Raw genomic sequence first — 15596 nt, forward strand, 5'->3', positions numbered from 1 at the left:
GGGGCCGGCTCGGCCTCGGCGCGCTCGTACTGGGCGCGGAACTTGGCCAGCAGCGGCAGGCCGAGCTGCTGGGAGAGCAGGTCGGTTTCGGTGGTGCCGTAGGCGAGCGCGACCGGCAGCACGCCGGCCTTGCGCAGGCCATCCAGCAGCGCCTTGGCGGTGGCCACGTCCGGCATCCTGCTGAGCCCGCCGAAGTCCAGGATGACCGCGGCCCGCCCGAACAGCTTCGGGGCACGCGCGACGCGTTCCTGCATTTCACGGGTGAGGCGTTCGACGTCGAGGGTGCGGATGCGCAGGTTGGCGATGCCGACCTGGCCGATCTTCAGTTCACCGGCCTGTTCAAAATCCATGTTCGCCGCCACCGATCAGGTCCCCGTCTGCTGCTGGACGCGCAGCGGCTCGCGGCGATGGCCCACCCAGGGCACATCCGGCAACTGGTCGCCGTAGGTGTCGTGCACCCACTGGTAACTGCACAGGTCCTTGAGCAGCATGCTGGCACGCACATCGACGTGGGCCATGTTGTTCTGGCCGACCTCGCGGAAGCCGAAGCTGCCGTGGAAGAGCAGGGCGGCATCGGCGCCGTGGTCCAGGAAGACCTCGCAGGTCAGCTGCGGGTAGCGCAGCTCGGCGTAGCTCTGTGCATCGGCATAGAACGCACGGCCGACGCCACCGCCGCGACGGCGGCTGGCGACCACGATGCGGTCGATATAGAAGAATTTGCTGCCCAGCTGCTGCTTGAACCAGGCGAAGTTGCTGCTGTCGTGCTGGCTGTCGCTGCCGAAGCCGATCAGGAAACCGGCCAGGTTGCCGTCGCGCTCGGCGACGCGGAAATACTCAGCGCTTTCATAGAACAGACGCAGGCGGGCGGCATCCAACGGCAGGATGGCCAGGCCGGCATTGTTGTTCAGGGCCAGGACGGAATCGAGCTCGTGCTCGCGCACGTCGCGGATGACAATCGACATTGTGACTCCGTGGGGTAACGCGGTTGGCCCATCGAGGGGCCCTCGGTCCGATTATTGCATGGGTGGCTTCCCCCCGCGAGCCGACAGGCATGACTTCTGTGGGAGTGCAGGGGAACAGGTTCAGCCTACTATGCGTCCATGTTGGGATACCTCAGCCACACCCGAGTACTGCGACTGGCCGGCCTGTTCACCTGGGTCATGGTCGGACTCCCTCTGGTTTATTCACAGTACGAAGCACTGCTGCGCCGCGGCGGTGGCGTCGATGCCTGGGCGCTGTGGCTGTTCGCGGCCTACCTGGCTTTCGGCGCCGGCTACTTCTGGCTGACCCGCGGGCTGCGCAACGGCGGCCACTCGCGCTGGTACGACCGGGTGATGCTGGTGCTGCTCACCACCTCGGCGCTGGGCGTGAGCTATCTGAGCGGCTCGGGCCTGGGCAGCATCCTGATGATGGTCGCCGCCGGCGTCATCCCGTGGATGCTGCCGGTACGCGGCGGCGTGATCTGGCTGCTGCTCAGCCAGCTGGCGGTGCTGCCGGTCTACTACCTGATCCTGAACTTCTCGCTGTTCGAGGCGGTGATGCAGTCGCTGCTGTATGGCGGCTTCTCCATGTTCATCTTCGTGACCAGCCTGGTCGCGCGCCAGCAGACCGACGCCCGGGAAGAGCAGCGGCGGCTCAACACGGAGCTGCGCGCCACCCGCGTGCTGCTGGCCGAGAGCGCCCGGGTCAACGAACGCACGCGCATCTCGCGCGAGCTGCACGACCTGCTGGGCCACCACCTGACCGCCCTCAGCCTGAATCTGGAAGTGGCCGGCCACATCACCGAGGGCCAGGCCCAGGAACACGTACATCAAGCCCACACCCTGGCCAAGCTGCTGCTGACCGATGTGCGCGAGGCGGTCAGCCAGCTGCGCGACAGCGGGGCGATCGACCTGGCCGCCGCGCTGCGGCCGCTGACCGAGCAGGTGCCCTCGCTGGAGATCCACCTGGACATCGACGAGCCGCTGAGCGTGGAAGACCCCGAGCGCGCCCACGTGCTGCTGCGCTGCACCCAGGAAATCATCACCAATGCGGTGCGCCATGCCGGCGCGCGCAACCTGTGGATCAAGGTCCGGCGCGAGCCGCCGGGCGTCGTGGTGCTGGAAGCGCATGATGACGGGGTGGGCGCCGACGGGATCGTGGTCGGCAACGGGTTGCGCGGGATGCGCGAGCGCCTGCAACAATGCGGTGGTGAGCTGCAGATCGAAACCCGCCGGGGACAAGGCTTCCGCCTTCGTGCCTCGGTGCCCGGCGTGCCAGTATTGATGCTGACCGCTGTCATTGAAGGAGTGCGTTGATGATTCGCGTCTGCCTGGTCGACGACCAAACCCTGGTGCGGCAGGGAATCCGCTCGCTGCTGGCGCTGGATGACGGCATCGAGGTGGTCGCCGAGGCCGCCGATGGCCGCCAGGCAGTCGAGGTGGTTCCGCAGGTCCGCCCGGACGTGGTCCTGATGGACATGCGCATGCCGGTCATGTCCGGCCTGGAAGCACTGCAGATGCTGTCGCGGCTGAACCAGCTGCCGCCGACCATCATCCTGACCACCTTCGATGACGACCAGCTGGTGCTGGCCGGGCTCAAGGCCGGCGCCAAGGGCTACCTCCTCAAGGATGTGACCCTGGACCAGCTGGTGGGCGCGATCCGGACCGTGGCCGACGGCGGCTCGCTGGTGCAGCCGGCGGTCACCCAGCGCCTGCTGTCGGGCCTGGAGCACATGCGCAACGAGTTCGTGAGCCTGGACCGGCCGGACCCGTTGACCGACCGGGAGACCGAGATCCTGCGGCTGATGGCCAGCGGCTTCTCGAACAAGGAGATCGCCAATTCACTGGGCGTGGCCGAGGGCACCATCAAGAACCACGTGTCCAACATCCTCTCCAAGCTGGGCGTGCGCGACCGCACCCGGGCGGTGCTCAAGGCCTTCGAGCTGCAGCTGGTCTGACCCTGGCGGGCCGGCGGAGACCTTCGGGTGGCCGCCGCTGCCGGGTATTTTCTGAAATCCGTGAAACCCTTGCAGCGCAAGCGATGCAGGGGTGTTTTCGAGCCCGGCGGCCGAATCCGGCAAAGAAATATTGTCCATCCGCTACGTGCTGACACGCGCGATGCGTTATCTTTCCGCTCCTTGTCTATGCAAAACCGCTGCCGACATGGAAACCGGTGTGCCAACCCTGATCAACAACACCGGCGAAGCCTGCTAGGATTGGCGCTTCGCTTCAATCAACCCGGCCGTGGGATCGGCCCCGGAGACTCCTGAATGACCCGTATTATCGAGTTCCTGATCGCCTTGGGGATCGTGGCTGGCCTGTTCGTCATCATTGGCGTATGTCTGCCGGGCGAGCGCCATATTTCCGAAAGCATCGAGACCAACCGCAAGATGACGATCGTGTTCGACACGGTCAACAGCCTGCGCCGCTTCAAGGACTGGAACCCGCTCTTGCTGCGCGATCCCGCCGTTGAACTGAAGCACTCCGGCCCGGCTGCCGGCGTCGGCGCACGCCTGGACTACTCCTCCAAGGAAGGTTCCTTGGGCCAGGGTAGCTGGGTGATCACCGAGTCCGAGCAGAACAAGCACGTTGCGATCGCCATCGAAGACGAGAGCAAGGGTCACGACAAGGTGACCAACTTCACCCTGGAGCCGACCGGCAAGGGTGGCCGCAACGTCAAGATCACGCAGGATTACAACGTCAAGTACGGTTTCAACCTGTTCGGTCGTTACGCGGGCCTGTACGTCAGCCGTCATGCCGGTGACGACCTGAAGCTGGGTCTGTCGCGCATGGCCAACATGCTGGCCACCGTGCCGAACGTGGACTACCGCACCGCCGAAGCCCCGCTGACCGATCTGGCCATCGTGGACGTCCCGGCCGAGGATCTGCTGGTCGTCACCGCCGGCAACGTGGACCGCGGCCAGGAGACCATCACCAAGTCCATCAAGGACAACCAGGAGTGGATCAAGCGCGTCATGGAGGCCAACAACCTCGAAGCCGCCGGTCCGTTCCGCATCATCACCACCGATTTCGGCGCCGAGAAGTACGCCTTCGACGTGGCCCAGCCGGTCAAGAAGAAGGGTGCTGAAGGCGCGACTGCCGAAGCCCTGACGGTGAAGATCGACGGTGGTGCACCGGTCAAGTACGTGCATGTTGCTCCGCACCGTTCGGCCCACGCGGCCTACACCGGCCACATGGCCGGCCTGGACATCGCCCGCAACGCCCTGCGTGCGTGGTCGGTGACCGGCGGCAACGAAGTGATCGACCGTCCGTACGAGTCCTGGAAGGACGGCGTGGAAAAGTCGTTCACTCCGGAAGGCACGTACGACATCTACTGGGCCGTCAAGTAAGCCGACGGTTGCCGTGATGTAACGCACGACCTGAAACGCGCCGCTTCCTGCGGCGCGTTTTTTTTTGGGCTCCGGCAACGGGGCACTGTCTGAAGGACGCAAGCATGCTCAACCTGGAACGACGCACACGCAAACCCTCCCTGCTGGCGGGCCTGGGCGGCCTGCTGGCGGCCACCGCGGTCGGCCTGTCCGCGTATGCCTCGCATGGCATCGCCGATCCACAGGCGCAGTCGCATGTGACCACCGCGGCGCTGTATGCGTTCGGGCATGGCGTGGCGCTGGCGGTGCTTGGCCCGACCCAGCAGAACACCCTCGGCCGACTGGCCCTGTATGTCCTGCTGATCGGCACGCTGCTGTTCTCCGGCAGCCTGGTGGCCGGCGCGCTGTGGAAGCTCAGCACACAGCTGGCGCCGGTCGGGGGCACCGCCCTGATGGTGGGCTGGCTGGCCTACGGCCTGAATGCCCTGAGGCGATGACATGCCCCGTTACCGCCGCGGCTTCGATGTCGATGAAGCCCACGACTGGCTGAGCCGGCGCGACCGCCGGCTGGGCACGTGGATGAAGCGGCTCGGCCCGATCCAGGCACAGCCGGGCTGGGCGAAGAGCTTCGACCCGGTCGATGCGCTGGCGCGGGCGATCCTGTTCCAGCAGCTCAGCGGCAAGGCCGCCTCGACCATCGTGGGGCGGGTGGAAACCGCGATCGGGAGCAGCCGGCTGCATGCCGATACGCTGTCGCGCATCGACGATCCGGGGCTGCGGGTGTGCGGGGTCTCGGGCAACAAGGCGCTGGCGCTGCGCGACCTCGCGCGGCGCGAGGCGGCCGGCGAGATTCCCGACCTGCGCCGGATGTCGGTGATGGACCACGACGCGATCATCGACGCCCTGGTGCCGATCCGCGGCATTGGCCGCTGGACGGTGGAAATGATGTTGATGTTCCGGCTCGGCCGCCCGGACATCCTGCCGGTCGACGACCTGGGGGTCCGCAAGGGCGCGCAGCGCGTGGACAAGGCCGAGCGGATGCCGAGCCCGAAGGAGCTGCTTGCGCGCGGCGAGAAGTGGGGGCCGTTCCGGACCTACGCCAGCCTGTACCTGTGGCGGATCGCCGATTTCACCGTGGATCCGAAGGCGACGACCAACCGCTCGCAGGACTGAGGCAGCACGGAGTCACCAGCGGGGCTGCCGCCAGCACCAGTGCCACGGTTCGTAGACGATGCCGTGCGGGTTGTCGCGCGGGTAGCTCAGCTGGAACCCGAAGCGCCCTGCATGCTCGCCCAGCCACGCGAAGGCGGCCGTGGATTCGAACGATTCTTCGGCCGGCGGTTCGCCCGGCGTGCCGATATCCAGCGCGTAACCGCTGTGGTGCTCGCTGTACCCCGGCGCCGCATTGACCTTCAGGATGTCCTCCACGCCCAGCCCACGGTCGCGTTTGCGCGCGAAAATGCCGAGCTGGTAATCGTGGCTGCGGTACCCGGAGATCGCATCCAGGGCGATGCCATCGGCGGCGGCCTGCTGGCGCAGGCGTTGCCAGCCTCGGGCAGCGTCGCGGTGCAGCCATAGCGGGCGACGGTAGCGGTCGAAACCGGCCAGGTGAAGCTGGGTCGGTTCGGCTTCCAGTGCCAGACCGGTAGCGGCTTCGTAGGCATCGGCATCGATGCCCAGGGTCTCCAGGCGATCCTGCAGTCCACTCAGGGGCAGCACGGCGTCAGGCGCGCTGCCGCGGCGGCGATCCAGCAGCTGGCGGTCGAGTGCGTCCAGCGCCTCCTCGATGCCCGGCTCGCGCATCAGGCGCGGCACCAGCGGCAGGACGCCGTGGGAAGTGGCGACGGCGAGGTAGCGGCCATCGCGCTTGCGCCGCAGCACCCACTGCGCACGGGCCAGGGCGCGCGCGTCGGCGGAGCTGCGCGCACGCAGCAGGCCGCCGGGCCAGAGTTCGATCTCGGCGGTGTTGATCAGCAGGGCAGGGGATTTACGCATGCCGCCAGCTTAGTGCGCGCCCGGCGGTCCGGCCAGCGCCTGCAGCGCCTCCAGCAGGGCGCGTGGACGCTCCGGGCTGATCACCAGGGCGCTGCCATCGCGCAACGGCAGGTACAGTACCCGGCTGCTGTCGGTGATCAGGCAGAACGCCTTGCCGCGGTCGGCCATCCGGTAATGCCCGGACTGGAAGCCGGGCACGCCGTAGCCGTTGGTCTTGATCGCGGGCTTGTAACGGCCATGCTCGGCGAGATCGACGATGCGCGCCTCGTCCAACCGCATGTCACGGACCGGCACGCGCTTGCGGTAGAAGGTCGACTGCACCTCCAGCGTGTCCTCGTGCAGCACGATGCGGCGGCGGGTGTACGCCCAGGTCAGCGCGGCCGCCAGCACCGCCAGGAAGGGCAGGGTGATGAACAGTTCGGTGTGTGAGCGCTCCGGCGCGTCCAGCGCGGTGCCGACCATCAGGCCGGCGACGAGCAGCAGCGGAATCCACAGCCAGAGCAACCGCCAAACGGGTGCCGGGGCAACCTCGAAGGTGTGCGACGCGTGCACCTCACTCCTCCTTCTTGAAGATCAGCATCGGCGTGTTAATCGGTGGTGCGAAGACGAGGTTGACCAGTTCCCAGCCCAGGGCGCCGTGCCGGGTCAGCGCGTCCTGGATATCCTGGGGCTTCACGATGCCCAGCATGCCGGCTTTCACTTCAACGGTCAGGTAGTTCCAGCGTTTGCTCATGACTTGCTCTCCTTGTCGGTGGTGGGTCTGGGAAGGCGCCCGGCCTTGCGCAGCGCATCGCGCAGCACGTATTCGATCTGCGCATTGAGACTGCGCAGCTCGTCGTCGGCCCAGCGCTGCGCCGCCGCCAGGACATCGGCATTGATACGCAGCGGGTACGCTTTCTTTTCGGTCATGCGGGGTCCTTTATCAACAGCGCGTGCCGTCCCCTCGGCGCCGCGGGTACATCAATACAGCGAACCGGCGTTGACCACCGGCTGTGTGCCACGGTCCGAGCACAGCACGGTCAACAGGTTGCTGACCATGTGCGCCTTGCGCTCCTCATCGAGCTGGACCACGCCGTTCTTCTGCAGTTCGGCCAGGGCCATCTCAACCATGCCGACCGCGCCGGCCACGATGCGGGTACGCGCGGCGATGACCGCGTTGGCCTGCTGGCGCTGCAGCATCGCCTGGGCGATTTCCGGGGCATACGCGAGGTGGCTGATGCGCGCATCGATCACCTGCACGCCGGCATCGGCCAGGCGCTCGGCCAGTTCGTCCTTGAGGTGCTGGGAGATTTCGGCCGCATGGCTGCGCAGCGACAGCTGGCCTTCCTCGTGCTGGTCGTAGGGGTAGCTGGTGGCCATCGCGCGCAGCGCCGATTCGGACTGGATGTGCACGAAGCTCTCGTAATCGTCCACGTTGTAGACAGCCTCGGACGCATCCACCACCTGCCACACGATCACCGCGGCGATCTCGATCGGACTGCCATCGAGTTCGTTGACCTTGAGCTTGCCGCTTTCGAAGTTGCGCACGCGCTGGCTCACCTTGACCTTGGTGAAGAACGGGTTGTTCCAGCGCAGGCCGTTCTCCTTGACGGTGCCGACGTACTTGCCGAACAGGCTGACGACCACGGCCTGGTTGGGCTGCACGGTGTACAGGCCGACCAGACTGAGCAGGGCGGTGGTGGCCAGCACCAGGCTGCCAACGATCAGCGCCGGGTTGCGGTTGCCGCGCTCCACACCCACCACGAACATCCACACGGCCACGGCGGTCAGGGCCAGGACCAGCAGCAGGAAGGGCAGGCCGGACAGCGAGCGGATCGACTTCTCTTTCATGGCAGGGCGTCCTTGGGTGGTTTAGCTGAAGATATCAAATGGATATCAACCTGCAAGTGCCCGGCCGGTCGGCCATGCGGCCGCCGCAGCGGCTAGAATGCCCTCCCGCCCCTGTTGCCCGGATCGCCGCCATGTCCACGCTCGGTACGCCGCTGTCTCCTTCCGCCACCCGTGTGCTGCTGCTGGGCTCCGGCGAACTCGGCAAGGAAGTCGCCATCGAGCTGCAGCGCCTTGGCGTGGAGGTGATCGCCGCCGACCGCTATGCCAATGCACCGGCCATGCAGGTGGCACACCGTTCGCACGTGATCGACATGCTCGACGCGATGGCGCTGCGCGCGTTGATCGCGCTGGAGAAGCCGCACCTGGTGGTGCCGGAGATCGAGGCGATCCATACCGAAACGCTGGTCCAGCTGGAACAGGAGCAGGGCCTGCGCGTGGTGCCGACCGCGCGTGCGGCACGCCTGACCATGGACCGCGAGGGCATCCGCCGGCTTGCCGCCGAGACCCTGGGCCTGCCGACCTCGCCGTACCGCTTCGTCGATACTGACGCCGAGTACCGTGCAGCCGTGGCGGCGATCGGGCTGCCGTGTGTGGTCAAGCCGGTGATGTCCTCCTCGGGCAAAGGCCAGAGCACGTTGCGCCAGGACGCGGACATCGCGCCTGCCTGGGAGTACGCGCAGACCGGTGGCCGTGCGGGTGCCGGGCGCTGCATCGTCGAGGGCTTCATCGATTTCGAGTACGAAATCACCCTGCTGACCGTTCGCCACGCGGGCGGGACGTCGTTCTGTGCGCCGATCGGGCATTGGCAGAAGGACGGGGATTACCGCGAGAGCTGGCAGCCGCAGCCGATGTCGCCGCGTGCGCTGGCGCGGGCGGAAGAGATTTCGCAGGCGATCACCGACGAGCTCGGCGGCTGGGGCCTGTTCGGGGTCGAGTTGTTCGTGAAGGGCGACGAGGTGTGGTTCAGCGAGGTATCGCCGCGTCCGCACGACACCGGCCTGGTGACGTTGGCATCGCAGGAGCTGAGTGAGTTCGCGCTGCACGCGCGGGCGATTCTGGGGTTGCCGATTCCGGTGATCCGCCAGAGCGGTCCGTCGGCGTCGTGCGCGATGCTGGCGCATGGCGAGGGCGTGCCGTTCTTCAGCAATGTGGCCGAAGCATTGGTGCATCCGGATTCGGCGCTGCGGCTGTTCGGCAAGCCGAGCGTGCACGGGCATCGCCGGGTGGGCGTGACGTTGGCGCGTGGCGCGGATATCGACGAGGCGCGGAAGATTGCGCGTGAGGCTGCTGAGGCTATCGGGATCGAGTTGCGGTCGTCGTGAGCGTGCGGCGCATCGCTGAGTAAGCGGAAGATCGCCTCAGCGTTGCGCCCAGGGCAGGACGGTGACGTGGATGAAGGCGATCGGCGCCAGCACCGAGCCATACAACCACCACGTCCCGAATTTTTCTCCGTACCCCTTGTACCAGGCCACGCACGCGGGAAGCAGGCCGATCATCGGAAACGCAATGACATGCAGGGCGATTCCAGGCCAGCCGATCATGAACACGGCGAGCAGCGCGGATACAGCGAGAATCATGACGAGGTTTCGATGCACCCGAGCGCTTCCTGCGGCAATGATGGTGTCCGCATTCTGTCATCAAGCGCGGCCTCCCTGCCAACGGGATGGCAATGCATCATGCCCTGCGCACCTTGATGTAGAGCATTAAAAAAACGGCGAGCCCTTGGCTCGCCGTTTTTCCGTTCAGAACGAAGCAGGCGTTACTTCACGTCCACCCACACCAGATGGTGGTCGCTGCCGTCGGCGATTTTTGCTTCCGGGCTGTCATTGGCGGGCCAGAACACGCCGCTGCCGATGTAGCTGAAGCCGACCGAGGGCAGCACGTAGTCCAGGCGCATGGTGCCGGACTTGGGGCCGAAGTCGCCGGTGGCGTGGAAGGGGGCGCCTTTGCGGACGATGCCTTTCTCGGCATAGGCCAGGCTGGTCTGCTCGGCGCCGACGCTGCGCGGGGTGGGGTAGCGCAGGACGCGGGCGTTTTCGATCAGTTCGACGATGGCCTCATGGCGGCCGTCACCGTCGACCGGGTCGTTGTTGAGGTCGCCGAGGATGACGAAGCGTGCGTCCTGCGGAAGGCCGCCGCAGTGGCCACGGTCATCGCACAGCCACGACGTGTCACGGTCCTTGAGGTAGTCCTGCCAGAGGCGCAGTTCGTCGTGGTTGCGGGCGGCGTTGCGCTTTTCCGGGCCGTCGAAGACCGGCGGGGTCGGGTGCGAGACCAGGGCGTGCACGGTGCCGTTCGGGGTGTTCACCGGAACATCCCAATGCGATTTGGACGACAGGCGCAGCTGGGACCAGACGTGGTCGTTGTAGAAGGATTTCCCGGTGCGCGGGTCGATCGGGCGCAGGGCGCCGGGCATCGTGCTCCACTTCAGCAGCTGGAAGCTGCGGACCTTTGCGTCATCGATCGGGTAGCGCGACAGCACCAACATGCCGTACTGGCCCGGGTGCAGGCCGTAGCCCCAGGCATCGTTGCCACGGGCGCGGCCTTCGCCGCCGATCTCGCCGTTGTTGTCCAGGTCCAGGCCGCTCTGTACGCCGGTGTTGACCGGGGCGAGGTAGCGGTAGGCGTAGTGCAGTGGCTCGCCGCCGCCCGGCTGGGCGGATTCCAGGTAGCGCTTCTGGAACAGGTCGGCGGCGCGGTGTGCATCGTCGTAGTCGAACTCGTTGAGCAGGACCAGATCCGGACGGACCTGCTGCAGGACGGCGGCGATCTTGCGTGCGTGTTCGCTGTCGCCTTCAAGCTCGGCGATCAGGCCGCCGGTCTCGTCGCTGTACAGGGAGGTGTTGTAGGTGGCGATCCGCAGCGGTGCGGAAGCGGGATCCGGCATGGCGGCGGTCTTGGCAGGGGTCTGTGCGCAGGCGCCGCAGAGCAGGGCCAGGGTAAGGATCAAAGGATGGGCTTTCATCCGCCTATTCTGCACCCGTCGCGGTGTCAGTGATGCGTCAGCGGCCGTCCGATTCGTCATCGAACGCGTGCCAGCGGCGACCGTCATAGGCCTCCAGCGGGCGGAACCGGCGCTTGTAGTCCATCTTGCGATGGCCGCGGATCCAGTAGCCCAGGTACAGGTGCGGCAGGTGCTCGCGCTGGGCCCAGGCGATCTGCTGCAGGATCGCGAAGGTGCCCAGGCCGCGATGGGCCTGGTCCGGATCGAAGAAGGTATAGACCGCCGAAAGCCCCTGCGGGGTCACGTCGGTTACGGCGACCCCGAGCAGCGGTCCGCGATGGCCATCCTCGGCCGGGCCGCGGATTTCGATGAAACGGCCCTGCGACCAGCGCCCGATCAGGAACTGGTCGAACTCGTGCGGGCCGTGCTCGTCCATGCCGCCCTGCGCGTGGCGGTGGGTGAGGTAGCGGTGGTACAGCGCGAACTGCTCTTCGATCTGCTCGGCCGCGACGATCCGCACTTCCAGATCGGCATTGCGGGCCAGGCAGCGGCGCTGGCTGCGGTCCGGTGCGAAGCGGGCCACGGGGATGCGCACGGCCACGCAGGCGTGGCAGTCGGCGCAGTGCGGGCGGTAAACCAGATCGCCGGAGCGGCGGAAGCCCCAGCCGAGCGCCATCGGGTACAGCGTGCCCAGGCGCGGATCGTTGGGATCGAGCACCAGATCGCGCGCGGCCCGTTCCGGCCAGTAGCCACAGGGGTGGTCGCCGGTCTGGAACAGTCGCAGCTCGTCGTCGCGGTCGCCGTGTATTGCCATGCCCACAGCATAGCCCCGTGCCGTCGCAGCCGCCGCGACTGTCTGCCAAATGAACACGGCCGGCCGGGCTGTCAACGGTGCTGGCGCCCATGCGTTGTTACCGGTGTGGGTGCCACGCACCGCACGCAGTTTCCTTCACAAACCGGAGTTACCCATGCGCAACCGCACATCCCTCCTGCTGCTGGCCCTGCTGCTGTCCACCGGCGCTGCCGGCCTGGCGGTCGCTGCCGATACCCCCGCCGCCGGCGACAAGCCCGCCCGCGCCAAGCTGGATACCAACGGCGATGGCTTCATCGACCGCGCCGAAGCGGCGAAGGCCCCGCGTCTGGCCGCGCAGTTCGACACGCTGGATGCGAACAAGGACGGCAAGCTCTCCCGCGAGGTACTACCGCGCTGGCACGGCAAGCGCCACGGGCGTGGCCCGGGGGGGCATGGCGACTGGATGGCCAAGCTGGACACCAACAAGGATGGCCGCATCAGCCGTGAGGAAGCCAAGGCCGACCCGCGCCTGGCCGCGCGCTTCGATGCCATGGACGTCAACAAGGATGGTTACCTGGACAAGGCCGATCGCGAGCTGCGCATGAAGCAGCATCGTGATGCCTGGTTCGCCGCGGCCGATACCAACAAGGACGGCCAGCTGAGCAAGGCGGAGTTCGACGCGGCCAAGGGCCCGTTCGGTGGCCCGCGTGGCGATCACCACGATGGCAAGCACCGTGACGGCAAGCCGCCGATGCCGCCGAAGGCTCCGGCCGCGAAGTAAGCGGTACGAAGGTGCTGCACGAAAAAAGCGCCGGTCATCGACCGGCGCTTTTCTGTTTCAGAGCCGTCCGTTCTTGTACATCGCCCAGACAATGGTGCCGACCACGAACAGGTTCATCACCCACAGCGCCTTGCGGCCGTACAGCGACTCGTATTTCCAGTTCGGGCCGGTGCGTCCATGGCGCGCCGCATCGCGCGCGATCATCGGGGCCATGATCCGCTGCAGCGGAACGAGACACTGATAGTTGATCATGGACAGGCCGACCGCCAACGCCACCACGGGCCAGTACCAGGCCAGCGGCAGGAAGCTCAAGGCGAACACGGCCAGGCAGGTCACCAACGCGGTGAAGGTGCTGTAGTGCACGAACCCGCGGATGGCGGTTCGCTCGCCCTCGTTCTCGGCGTACGAGAGCAGGTAACGACCCCCGAGATAGCTGCCCAGCACGCCCCCGACCACGCCGCCGGCGATGGCGCCCCACGCGAAATCCGGCGGCAGCACATGACTCTGGCTGGCCGCTGCGCTCAGCGAGCCCAGGGCGGCACCGCCGGAAACACTGGCACCGCCCAGCCCGAGCTTGCTGGTACCCAGCCCGGTGCCGAGCAGGATCGCGGCACTGGCGGTGCCGGGCGCGGCGACCAGCACCATCGAGACCACCGTCGTGGCGAACGCCGCGCTCGGCGCGCTGCTGCGCGCGAACTCGCTGAACCGGCGCATCATTTCTTCGCGCACGGTGGCGCGCGCGCGTGACAGACGCTTGCGCACGGCGGCGTCGCTGAGGCCGAGCAGGTCGGCGACCTGTTGTGAGCTCTGGCCTTCGCGGTAATACAGCAGCAGCGTCTCGCGGCTGTCTTCGGGCAGCGCCGAGATGATCTCCTCCGCCGCCAGTTCCTCTTCCACCCGCTGCAGGTGCTCCGGGGCGCTCGGGCGGGGGTCGGCGGCCATGTTGATGGCGATCTCGGCGGCCTCGCCGGACAGCGGGCGGCCGCGGTTGGCGCGCAGCCAGTCACGGGCGAGGTTGCGGGTGATCTGGCGCAGCCACGGCAGGAAGCTGGCATGGCTGTGCAGCTGGTTGAGCTGCTGCCAGGCCTTGATGAAGGCTTCCTGCGCGATGTCCTCGCTGGCGTGCACGTCGCGGGTGATCGCCAGCGCGATCGCGGTGACCGTGTTCTGGCAGGCCAGCACGATGCGTCCGTAGGACTGCTGGCAGCCGCCCGCGGCAGCGGGCAGTTCGCGTTCGAGCGTAGTGGTCAGCGGATGCGTCATGGCACGTTCCCCGGCGGTGATCCGAGTATGACGATGCCTCGACCGGAATGTGACCGGGTAGTGCCGGCCGCTGGCCGGCTCTGCAGGATTCCACCCGTACGAGGAGCCGGCCAGCGGCCGGCACTACCCGTTATTCAGTTGGCTGGATCCGGACCCGGACTTCCTCTTCTTCCGGTGGGGTGGCCGCCGGTGCGGTCGGCGACGCGGCCGGCTGTACCGCCGGGGCCGGCGGTGGCGCCACCGTGGGGGCACCGCGGTGGCGCATGACCACCACCATCGCCACGGCAGCGATCACCAGCAGCAGGCCGATGCGGATGCGCCAGGCCCAGTTGCGCGGTGCGTCGTTCTGGGCGACCTCATCGCGGAACGCGAACTGCGCGGTCGGGTGATCGCGGCGGGTGGTTTCCAGCAGGCGCGCATCACGCAGGATCTCGCGGGCGCGCGGCTGGTCGTCGGCATGCACCACCCACAGGGTCGGATGGGTGGTCGCCTTTTCCTTGTCCAGATAGCTGAACTGGCTGCCGCGCTTGCTGTGGTACGAGCGCCCGTTGGTGATGCGCACTTCGATGCCGGCGTCGCGCAGCAGCTGGGCCACGCCTTCGACGGTTTCCACGCGCTGGCTGTTGAAGATCTGTCTCATGTCAGTCCTTGGCCGGTACGGCGGCGGCCGCGGCACTGTCGTCAACCACCCGGATCAGGCCTTCCTGCGCCGTGCTGGCGACCAGGATGCCGTTGCGGGTGAAGAACTGGCCACGCGCCAGGCCGCGCGAATCCTGCGCGCTGGGGCTGTCCAGCGAATACAACAGCCAGTCGTCGGCGCGGAACGGACGGTGGAACCAGATCGCATGGTCGAGCGAGGCCATCTGCACGTGCGGCTGGTAATAGCTGATGCCGTGCGGGAAGGTCGCGGTGCCGAGCAGATGGAAATCCGACGCATAGGCGAGCAGGGCCTGATGCAGCTCGGGGGCATCGCCCACGGTCTCGTTCAGGCGCAGCCACACCTGGTGGTACGGCGGGCGCTTGGGCGGATGGAGTTCGTCGCGCGGGTAGACATGACGGAACTCGAACGGGCCGCCCCGCGAGAGCCAGCGCTGCACCTTGATCGGCAGGCGATCGAGCACCGCCTGCGGCAACGGCTGGTTCGGCTCGATGTCTTCCGGCTGCGGTACTTCCGGCATTTTGTGCTGGTGCTCGGCGCCGGTCTCGGCCTGCTGGAACGAGGCCGCGCAGAAGAAGATCACCTTGCCGTGCTGGATCGCGGTGACCCGGCGCACGGAGAAGCTGCCGCCGTCGCGGGTGCGGTCCACGTCATAGACGATGGGATGGTCGATGTTGCCGGCGCGCAGGAAGTAGGCATGCAGCGAATGCACGTGACGGCCGTTCTCGACCGTCTTCTGGGCGGCGGACAGCGCCTGGCCCAGCACCTGGCCGCCAAAGACGTACTTGGTGCCGATATCGCGGCTCTGGCCGCGGAACAGATTGTCTTCCAGGCGTTCGAGCGAGAGCAGGTCGATCAGCTCGGAAACGACGGGTTCGTGCGTGGCGGACAAAGGCGGCAACCTGGGTTGGACTGGCGCCGATTATACGGGGTCCGGTCGTGCCGGCCGCTGGCCTGCAGGCGCAACTGCACGCAGCACGGGGTAGTGCCGGCCGCTGGCCGGCTCCTCGTCATGTCCAGGCC

Annotated in this window: 19 protein-coding genes and 1 pseudogene; 7 read left to right on the forward strand and 13 right to left on the reverse strand. The window is 67.2% G+C overall.

From position 1 onward, the window contains the following. Both minC and ABE473_RS18205 read right to left on the reverse strand, forming a co-directional pair. Window positions 1-350: pseudogene (gene minC, locus ABE473_RS18200) on the reverse strand (septum site-determining protein MinC); the annotation flags it as partial. A gap of 15 nt (window positions 351-365) precedes the next feature. After that, entirely contained in the window at window positions 366-962 is a 597-nt protein-coding gene (locus ABE473_RS18205; protein ID WP_179459506.1) for a GNAT family N-acetyltransferase, read from the reverse strand. Window positions 963-1100: 138 nt separating this feature from the next. Here ABE473_RS18205 and ABE473_RS18210 point away from each other — a divergent pair, with 138 nt between their 5' ends. The 5 genes from ABE473_RS18210 (at window position 1101) to ABE473_RS18230 (ending at window position 5482) form a co-directional block, all read left to right on the forward strand. After that, entirely contained in the window at window positions 1101-2297 is a 1197-nt protein-coding gene (locus ABE473_RS18210; RefSeq protein ID WP_179459505.1) for a sensor histidine kinase, read from the forward strand. Next, a complete protein-coding gene (locus tag ABE473_RS18215) occupies window positions 2297-2938 on the forward strand; it encodes a response regulator transcription factor (protein ID WP_019184539.1) in 642 nt (213 codons plus the stop codon). Before ABE473_RS18210 ends, ABE473_RS18215 begins: the two co-directional genes overlap by 1 nt. 312 nt (window positions 2939-3250) lie before the next feature. After that, entirely contained in the window at window positions 3251-4330 is a 1080-nt protein-coding gene (locus ABE473_RS18220; RefSeq protein WP_319212936.1) for an SRPBCC family protein, read from the forward strand. Window positions 4331-4434: 104 nt separating this feature from the next. After that, window positions 4435-4806, forward strand: coding sequence for a DUF423 domain-containing protein (locus ABE473_RS18225; RefSeq protein WP_088432118.1), 372 nt, complete (start codon window positions 4435-4437; stop codon window positions 4804-4806). Window position 4807: 1 nt separating this feature from the next. Beyond that, window positions 4808-5482 (forward strand): DNA-3-methyladenine glycosylase, encoded by a 675-nt coding sequence (locus ABE473_RS18230; RefSeq protein ID WP_179459503.1) that lies wholly within the window; start codon window positions 4808-4810, stop codon window positions 5480-5482. 12 nt (window positions 5483-5494) lie between these two features. Here the strand turns inward: ABE473_RS18230 and ABE473_RS18235 are convergent, their stop codons facing one another. Genes ABE473_RS18235 through ABE473_RS18255 form a run of 5 tightly spaced genes read right to left on the reverse strand, consistent with a single transcriptional unit; the run spans window position 5495 to window position 8134 of the window. After that, complete coding sequence (locus tag ABE473_RS18235; protein ID WP_346490469.1) at window positions 5495-6304, reverse strand: M15 family metallopeptidase; 810 nt, start codon at window positions 6302-6304, stop codon at window positions 5495-5497. 9 nt (window positions 6305-6313) lie between these two features. Next, window positions 6314-6856 carry a PH domain-containing protein gene (locus tag ABE473_RS18240; RefSeq protein WP_346490470.1) on the reverse strand — a complete coding sequence of 181 codons (543 nt, stop codon included), beginning with the start codon at window positions 6854-6856 and terminating at the stop codon, window positions 6314-6316. A 1-nt stretch (window position 6857) separates the two neighbouring features. Next, the gene (locus ABE473_RS18245; protein ID WP_346490471.1) at window positions 6858-7037 is read right to left on the reverse strand and encodes a DUF4177 domain-containing protein; all 180 of its coding nucleotides are present in this window, start codon (window positions 7035-7037) and stop codon (window positions 6858-6860) included. Then, the gene (locus ABE473_RS18250; RefSeq protein WP_046272204.1) at window positions 7034-7213 is read right to left on the reverse strand and encodes a hypothetical protein; all 180 of its coding nucleotides are present in this window, start codon (window positions 7211-7213) and stop codon (window positions 7034-7036) included. Before ABE473_RS18250 ends, ABE473_RS18245 begins: the two co-directional genes overlap by 4 nt. A gap of 51 nt (window positions 7214-7264) precedes the next feature. Further along, on the reverse strand, window positions 7265-8134 hold the full coding sequence (locus ABE473_RS18255) for an SPFH domain-containing protein (RefSeq protein WP_346490472.1): 870 nt from the start codon (window positions 8132-8134) through the stop codon (window positions 7265-7267). Between the two features lie 131 nt (window positions 8135-8265). Between ABE473_RS18255 and purT the strand changes: the two genes are divergently transcribed. After that, window positions 8266-9456, forward strand: a complete 1191-nt coding sequence (gene purT, locus ABE473_RS18260; RefSeq protein ID WP_346490473.1) for a formate-dependent phosphoribosylglycinamide formyltransferase — start codon at window positions 8266-8268, stop codon at window positions 9454-9456. Window positions 9457-9492: 36 nt separating this feature from the next. Here purT and ABE473_RS18265 read toward each other — a convergent pair whose 3' ends face one another. The 3 genes from ABE473_RS18265 to ABE473_RS18275 all read right to left on the reverse strand — a co-directional run bounded on the left by ABE473_RS18265 (window position 9493) and on the right by ABE473_RS18275 (window position 11892). Further along, window positions 9493-9711, reverse strand: coding sequence for a hypothetical protein (locus ABE473_RS18265; RefSeq protein ID WP_346490474.1), 219 nt, complete (start codon window positions 9709-9711; stop codon window positions 9493-9495). A 182-nt stretch (window positions 9712-9893) separates the two neighbouring features. After that, complete coding sequence (locus ABE473_RS18270) at window positions 9894-11099, reverse strand: endonuclease/exonuclease/phosphatase family protein (protein WP_346490475.1); 1206 nt, start codon at window positions 11097-11099, stop codon at window positions 9894-9896. Between the two features lie 37 nt (window positions 11100-11136). Then, complete coding sequence (locus ABE473_RS18275; protein ID WP_346490476.1) at window positions 11137-11892, reverse strand: arginyltransferase; 756 nt, start codon at window positions 11890-11892, stop codon at window positions 11137-11139. Between the two features lie 154 nt (window positions 11893-12046). Between ABE473_RS18275 and ABE473_RS18280 the strand changes: the two genes are divergently transcribed. Then, window positions 12047-12652 carry an EF-hand domain-containing protein gene (locus ABE473_RS18280; protein WP_346490477.1) on the forward strand — a complete coding sequence of 202 codons (606 nt, stop codon included), beginning with the start codon at window positions 12047-12049 and terminating at the stop codon, window positions 12650-12652. Between the two features lie 57 nt (window positions 12653-12709). On the opposite strand, the gene ABE473_RS18285 is transcribed toward ABE473_RS18280, so the two are convergent. The 3 genes from ABE473_RS18285 to tesB all read right to left on the reverse strand — a co-directional run bounded on the left by ABE473_RS18285 (window position 12710) and on the right by tesB (window position 15465). Next, window positions 12710-13915 (reverse strand): RNA polymerase sigma factor, encoded by a 1206-nt coding sequence (locus ABE473_RS18285; protein ID WP_346490478.1) that lies wholly within the window; start codon window positions 13913-13915, stop codon window positions 12710-12712. 130 nt (window positions 13916-14045) lie between these two features. Beyond that, the gene (locus ABE473_RS18290; protein WP_346490479.1) at window positions 14046-14555 is read right to left on the reverse strand and encodes a DUF2007 domain-containing protein; all 510 of its coding nucleotides are present in this window, start codon (window positions 14553-14555) and stop codon (window positions 14046-14048) included. A gap of 1 nt (window position 14556) precedes the next feature. Further along, window positions 14557-15465, reverse strand: a complete 909-nt coding sequence (gene tesB, locus ABE473_RS18295; protein WP_176990062.1) for an acyl-CoA thioesterase II — start codon at window positions 15463-15465, stop codon at window positions 14557-14559. Window positions 15466-15596: the final 131 nt, after the last annotated feature.

Source organism: Stenotrophomonas sp. TWI700, assembly GCF_039673645.1.
Lineage (GTDB): Bacteria > Pseudomonadota > Gammaproteobacteria > Xanthomonadales > Xanthomonadaceae > Stenotrophomonas > Stenotrophomonas maltophilia_AA.